At 66.4% G+C, this 6,934-nt stretch carries 4 protein-coding genes and 1 pseudogene; 1 reads left to right on the top strand and 4 read right to left on the bottom strand.

The features are described 5' to 3' along the window. The first annotated feature begins 256 nt into the window (after window positions 1-256). A pseudogene (locus ABTZ59_RS34285) lies at window positions 257-1,247 on the top strand (group II intron reverse transcriptase/maturase). A 937-nt stretch (window positions 1,248-2,184) separates the two neighbouring features. Here ABTZ59_RS34285 and ABTZ59_RS34280 read toward each other — a convergent pair. The 4 genes from ABTZ59_RS34280 to ABTZ59_RS34265 all read right to left on the bottom strand — a co-directional run bounded on the left by ABTZ59_RS34280 (window position 2,185) and on the right by ABTZ59_RS34265 (window position 6,928). Continuing rightward, the gene (locus tag ABTZ59_RS34280) at window positions 2,185-2,676 is read right to left on the bottom strand and encodes a hypothetical protein (RefSeq protein ID WP_319178025.1); all 492 of its coding nucleotides are present in this window, start codon (window positions 2,674-2,676) and stop codon (window positions 2,185-2,187) included. Window positions 2,677-2,720: 44 nt separating this feature from the next. Then, the gene (locus ABTZ59_RS34275) at window positions 2,721-3,428 is read right to left on the bottom strand and encodes a site-specific integrase (protein WP_351423741.1); all 708 of its coding nucleotides are present in this window, start codon (window positions 3,426-3,428) and stop codon (window positions 2,721-2,723) included. A gap of 1,627 nt (window positions 3,429-5,055) precedes the next feature. Continuing rightward, the gene (locus ABTZ59_RS34270) at window positions 5,056-6,123 is read right to left on the bottom strand and encodes a tyrosine-type recombinase/integrase (protein ID WP_351423728.1); all 1,068 of its coding nucleotides are present in this window, start codon (window positions 6,121-6,123) and stop codon (window positions 5,056-5,058) included. Window positions 6,124-6,325: 202 nt separating this feature from the next. Beyond that, window positions 6,326-6,928: a DUF6000 family protein gene (locus ABTZ59_RS34265; RefSeq protein ID WP_351423721.1), complete on the bottom strand. Its 603-nt coding sequence runs from the start codon at window positions 6,926-6,928 to the stop codon at window positions 6,326-6,328. Window positions 6,929-6,934: the final 6 nt, after the last annotated feature.

Here is a 6,934-nt window from a genome sequence, read left to right as displayed (position 1 = left end):
GCAAGGCGGAGGATCGCCCATGTACTGGACGTACTTGGGCGACTGACGACAACGCGGCGAGGTGCGGTGCCAGGCGTCGCGGGCCCGCGAAGATCGACCGGACAGGACCTAGGGGTGGCTTCGTTCACTTCAAACGGCTCTGGCTCAGATTCCGTGACGTGGCCACTCTGAGTGACATCCGGACACCTTCGAGCCGTGCGCGAAATCGCCCGAAAATGGTCCGTGGACAAGGCAGTTGGGCCGACAGTTCAGGGCCGTGGAAGAGGTCGCGCGCTGGCTGAAGGAGTTGTTGTTCCCGTCGATCGCGGACGTCGCGGTGCTGTCGGCGGACCTGAACGTCGAGATAGTGCGCTATGCGGATGACACCCTGCTCGGATTTGCCGGACCAAAGGCAGAGGCCGAAGAAATCAAGAAGCGCCTGGCGCGGTTCCTGCGGGATGATCTCAAGCTGGAATTATCGCCGGAGAAGACGCTCATCACGCACGCCCGGACCGGGGCGGCGAGGTTTCTCGGCTACGACATCACCGTGCTTCACAACGACCGCAAGATCTCGGGCAGACGACGCTCTGTCAATGGGACTATCGGTCTGCGTGTCCCCCGTTCGGTGGTATCTGCCAAGCAGGCCCAGTACAAAGAGCGCGGCAAACCCGCGCGTCGGCCCGAGCTGCTGAACCAGGACGATCACGTCATCATCAGCACCTACGGGTCCGAGTACCGCGGCATCGTCCAGTACTACCTGATGGCCGACGACGTCTTCCGACTCGCCCGGCTGCAATGGGTCATGGAGACCTCGATGCTGATGACGCTCGCCAACAAGCACCGTTCGTCGGTGTCGAAGATGGCCCGCAAGTACGCGAACCACCACTGAGACACCGTTCGGGCCACGCAAGTGCTTCGAGGCCCGCGTCGAACGCGTCGGCAGGAAGCCACTGGTCGGACGGTTCGGCGGGATCCCGCTGAGACAGAACAAGAAGACGGTCATCACCGATCGTCGGATGGCCCCGGTCAACATCAAACGCAAGGAGCTGGTAACCCGCCTCCTCGCCGGACGACGCGAGGCATGCGGACGCGTCGACGAGGTGGAAGTCCACCACGTTGCCAAGCTCGCAGACCTCGGAAAACCGGGAACGGACCGGCCACCGTGGGCGGATCTCATGGCCGCACGGCACCGCAAAACCCTCGTGGTCTGCGGTAGTTGCCACGCGGACATCCACGGCAAGAAGCCTGTTCCAGCACTCACGGAGTAGTCACTGGAGAGCGACGTGCGGCGAAAGTCGCATGCGTCGTTCGGGCTGGGGGTCGTTGGAAAAAGGACCTGCTCAGCAGGCACCTCGCCAACGGCCCACCAGTACCCTCTGGCACAACCTGATCGAGGCCGCAGAACGGACCGTCGCCCAGCATCGCCGCTGCCTGCGAGCCCTTGTCCCGGCCACCCCCGAACCCGAGCCTGAGCCCGCCCCGGAAGAAGAACCGTCCGGTTCGCCATGGCCGACCGGGCACCGGTTCACCGACCGCACCAGGTCCCGGCACGCCGCCGTTCACGCACTCCTCAAGGCAGGACACAGCCTGCGTTCGGTCCAGCGACAGCTCGGCATGGCCTGGCACACCGTCAAACGGTTCGCCGATGCTGCGAAGCCGGAGGACCTGTTCACCGGCCAGTGGCAGAACCGGACATCGGTACTCGATGACTACAAGCCCTACCTAGACGACCGCTGGAACGGGGGCTTCACCAACGCCTGGAAGCTGTGGGAGGAGATCGTGCCGCTCGGCTACAAGGGCAGCTACCAGCGCGTTCGCGCCTACCTGTACAAGAAGCGCACCTCACCGCGACCGGTGACCGCCCGGCCGCCGTCGCCCCGCACGGTCTTGATGGATCCTCAGACGCCCGGAAACCCTCACCGACCCCGAACAACTCCAGCTCAAGACCGTCCGCGCCCAGTGCCCCGAACTCGACGCACTCACCCGACACGTCCGGTCCTTCGCGGTCATGCTCACAGACCGCCAAGGCGAGCGTCTCCCGGACTGGCTCCACGCCGTCCGACAGGACGACCTGCCCAGCCTCCACACCCTCACCGCTGGCATCGACCGCGACCTCGACGCCGTCACCGCCGGGCTCACTCTGTCCTGGAGTTCAAGTGCGGCCAAAGGGCATGTCAGCCAGATCATTCTGTGGAATCAGCGGTGTCAAGCCGTGTGCTTGTGCATCACGTCGAGGTAGTGCCGATCATGGTGGGGAACGTGGTGGTCCCGGCCAGGCAGGCTAAACACAGCGCAGACCTCGGCCGGCTGAGTGAGGATGCTCGACTGCTCGCCGAAGGTCAGGACAGGGTTGACCTCGTGGTGGCAGCCAGCGGTGTCGAGGGCAGTGACCAGTTCCTCACGGAGTACGGTGGCCTCGAATGACTCGGAATCGGGCAGGACGAGCGGCGGGAGCTTGGCGGTCGAACCAGGCCAGAGGTTGATCCAGATGCCACTGACGGCCCGCTGCGTGACCACCAGTCGCAGCCCGTTCCAGGAGTAGGGGTAGCCGTCGATATCGGGCCCCTTCATGATGTGGGCGGGGTGCGGGCGCCCCGGGCCGAGCAGGTCTTCAGCCTCGGTCAGGGGCATCCCGCAGTGAAGAGGGCCGATCCGGCCGGTTCGGGCGAAGTCGACGAGCACGTTCATCAAGGTCACGGCAGTGACTGTGACACTCTCCCGGGCCTGTGCGCACTCCGATATCAGCGCGGTGCGGTGCCTGTCCCGCACTGTCGGACGTCTACGAGTGGCAGAAGACGGGCTGTCGCCGGCAGGTCCAGTTCGCGTGGTGTCGGGCCGGCCGGAGTGGGTGTGTCGGCGAGGCGGTCGAGTAGCCGGTCCAGGGCCGCCTGGCCCTCCTCGACGGCTGCCTGCTCGTCGTCGGTCAGCGGGATGGACACGGCCATCCTCTGCAAGTTGCTTTTGGCCTCATGGAGTTGGGATCGCGTGGACTCCTTGGGGCTATAGAAGTCGCAGCGTGCGCAGGCCATGCGGTGCTGGCATTGCTCGAAGAAGGTGTAGCTGCAGGAGCCGTGGCCGAGGTCGTATTGCTGCCATGGCTCACCGGTCGCGGCGGCGCCTGAGGCGACGGCGTCGCGGTCGACCAGGACCTCGATGGTGCGCACGTTGCGCTCGAAGTAGCCAGCTTCGGAGTAGGCCTTGGAGAGGGTGTCGGGTGTGATCTTCGAGTAGTACTGAGTGGATTGCGGGGATCGGTGTCCGAGCCAGGCCTGCAGTTCGAACAGCGTCATCGGTTCCTTGGCGTCGTAGAGCTGGCTGGCGATGGTGGACCGGGCCCGGTGGCTTGTGATGTTCCCACGGACGTCGGCGTCCGGGACTCCGGCCTTGCGGCAGAGCATCGGGATGATCGTGTTGTTGATGTAGTGCGTGGAGACGCGGCGGGCCCGGATGGCGAACAGCAGGTCGACGCGCTCGCCAGTGCGGCGGTCGGTGAACTTCGGCTGATCCGGGCGGACGGCCTGCCAGGCATCGACGGCCTGGCCGAGGATCGGGTCGACCAGCTTGGTGAAGGCGGTGCCGGTCTTGTGGGCGGTACGTCGAGGAGACAGACGGTGTCGCGCGCCAGGACCTGCTGGGAGTCACCGGTAATGAGGGTGCCGCCGTGCTGCCAACGGATGCAGCCCACCCTCAATCGGGCGATCTCGTTGCTGCGTTGACCGGAGAACAACCAGGTCAGCGTGACCGCTCGGACCAGTTCGAAGGGGTAGAACTGACCGGCCTGGGACTGCGGAAGATCCGCAGCTTCCAGGTTCAAACCCGCCCACAGAAGCTTCGCCCCGACCTCATCGGCGATCACCCGCGGGTCGGGGCCGAGGAGGGCCGTGATGCTGCGAGGGATCGCCAGCGCGCGCAGTGGGTCGAAGCCACGGGGCAGCCACTCCCATTCCTGGCAGTCCCTGAAAAACGTCCGCAGCGCGGTGATCTTCCCGGCCTTGGTCGCCGCTTCGAGCGGCTTGCCGAGACGGTCCCCCAGGCCGACCGTCCGCTGAGCGTAGTCACCGACCCTCATCCGGTCCACGGCGACGATCCAGGTCGCGCAGGTCTGCCGCGTCCAGTATGTCGGGTCAGCAGTGTCGGGCTGGTCCGCGGCTATCCACCGGCCCACCCTGAGGAGGGCGGAGCGCATGGCGCCGCGGACGCCGGGGGTGAGCGTAGAGGTGGCGTGCCAGCGATCGACCCATTGTTCCCACGTCTTCGCGCCGCCGGTCGCCCGTGCCGAGTGGCGGCCGGTGATGGGCTGCGGAGGATCATAGAATCCGAGTTCGGCAACCGCCCGCTGTGTGGCGTGCAGGGTGTAGCGCTGGGAGCCGGCCAACATGTTCTCGCGCCGGACCCGGTCGAACAGCGCGGTGTCAAGATCCTCCAGATGCGGGCTCCGGTTGAGGAGAAGCAGCTGGCAGACGACCATCGGCAGCAGCGTGTCGTCGTCCCGCCCCAGTTGATAGCCCCACGAGGCGAGAACCGCGCGGATGCGGGCGATCTCACTGCTCACCAGGCCGCGTCCGAAGACCCGCCAGGACAGGGTGAGTCGCTGGAAGCTGCCGAGCCGGTGGAATTCGTTGAAGGAGCCCAGCAGGTATGCGTGCGCGGCGAGATAGGGGCGGACCTCGTCGTTGACCCAGCCCGGGGCGTGCTCGTGGAACTCGGTCTGGTTGCGGCCGAGCAGATGGATCCACTCCTGCGGGGTCCATCCCCAAAAGGTTCGGCCAGTCTCCGCACAACGTGTCAGCAGCACCGCGATCACGTCGAGCATCGCGCGTCGACGGTGCGGGGTAGGTGGCGAGTCCAGAGCGGCGTTGACCGCCTCCAGCGGAACCAGCAGACGGTGGATCACCGGCCACCCGGCAGCGGACGGATCGTGGTCCTTGAGCCGGCGCAGATTCCGCACCCCGAGTTCGCTCACTTCCGCCACCTCGGCGGGCCGGACCTCGACAGCAGCGTCGTAGTGGTCCGAGACGATCGGCCAGGACCAGCGTTCGGGCCCGTTCTCAGCGGGCAGGGCCAGTCGAGATGTGTTCACCGTGCCACCTCCGTTGCCGTGCCGTTCGGGGAGGTGAGCGCCTCTATTCGCCACGCGTGGATGTGCTCCATGCCGCAGGCGAGCTTCTCGGCCACGTCCCGGCCGGACAGGTGGATGTACTGAAGCGTAGAGTCGGCGTGACGGTGGCCGACGAAGGTCGCGATCGCGTGCAACTCCCAGCCCATCCGGGCCAGATCGGTCAGACACAAGTGCCGGGTGGTGTGAGTCGAGAACCGCGGGAATCCGGCTGCCAGGGCGATCCGGCGGACCACCTTGGACCAGGTCCACAGGGTCAGCGGCTGTCCGTGGGGCCGGAACTCCGACAGGAACAGCGGCCCCCTGGCCCGGCTGATCGTGGCCCGGTGGGCGAGGTAAGCCGACATCAGCACGCCGGTCGATGCCGAGTACGGCACCACCCGCTCCAGCCGGTTCTTCGTCGTCTCCGCCCGCACCCTCAGCGTCCGGTGAGCCGGATCGAGGTCGTCGGTCCGCACCGAGCACAGCTCCTCCCGCCGCAGCGCGGCATCGTAGGCCAAGGCCAGCGTCACCCGGTTGCGGACCGACTCCTCTCGCGTGACCTGCAGGATCTCCAGCCACTGCTGTTCGCTGGGGATCCACGGCAGCTTCGTGAGCCGCGGCACCAGTCCGCGCTGCTGCCCGCCCTGCTGGCGCCCAGGGGTGTAGCGTCCGCGGCCGACCGGGTTCGACTCGCGCAGACCCTCCTCCATCAGGAAGTCGTAGAACAGGCGGACCGGCACCAGGCGCTGCTGGATTGTGGCGTTCGCCAGTCCCGACCCCGAGTCGATTGCCACCACGTTCGCCCCTCGGCGATGCGGCCACGATGTCAACTCCCTTACATAGAGCGCAATGTGGGCGCGGTTAGCGGTGACCAGTTCGACGTTCTCCCGCTCGCACATCGCCAGGTACTCGGCCAGTCCGCGGGCGTAGGCATCGATTGTGCGGGGCGCACGTCCAAGATCCGTCCAGAGCATCAGCCAGGTCGCCGCCCGCTCGTGCCGGCCAAGTACCGGCCACTTCTCCGTCAGCACCGTTGTGCCGCTCAAGCCATCTCCCAAGTCCGTGGTTGCACCGGGGAGACATGATCACCCCGGACAGATTCCACGTAACTTTTAAGATGCTCAAGCGCCAGATGTTCGGGCGGGCAGGCCTCCAACTTCTCCGCAAGCGCGTCCTACTGGCATGACAGAGGATCGCCGCGTCAAGGACGACGAGCCAGAGTTTTCGACGCGAACAAGACCAATGGGGTCAGGCGTCGGCGCATTCGTCGATGACGGCGCAGGCGAGGCGGATACCGCCCAGGTAGGTGGATATGCCGTCATCGCTGCGCATGTGGGGCGCGTCCTGGAACCACTGCCGCCACAGGCCGCCCTCCTGGAGGAAATGGCTGGCCCGGTCGCTGTTCAGGACGGAGTCGGTGTACGCCAGGGCGCCCATGGCTGTCGGCTGGTCGTAGGCGAGGTCGGGCCGATGCAGGTAACGATCCAGGTAAGCGGCGAGCAGATCGGCGTCCCGTGCAGTGCCGAAACTCGCCAACGCCGCGCAGTAGGCCCCACCCGCGCAGCAGACCTCGCTCTCCAGCAGCAGTGCTCCCAAACGCTCGCGGAAGTGGTCACGGCGCGAGACGGCGGCAAGCCATGCCGCGGTGCGCCGCTCGCGCCAGCTGCCCTCGAAGAGGATAGTGAGCTCGGCGTCGGTAACAGCCCTCGCATCAGCGGCCAAGGCATGAGCGAACGGCTCGTACTCCTCGCGCGACATGCGAAGTACCGCTCCTCCGAGCTTCAGGTAGCGGCGCGCCGGGAGGCAGTAGCGGCGGTACAGAGCCTGTATCTCGGGGTCGTAGCGGATCACCACCTC

It is taken from the genome of Streptomyces sp. NPDC094034, assembly GCF_040303865.1.
Classification (GTDB): Bacteria; Actinomycetota; Actinomycetes; order Streptomycetales; family Streptomycetaceae; genus Streptomyces.
This window is presented reverse-complemented; position numbering and strand designations above follow the sequence as displayed.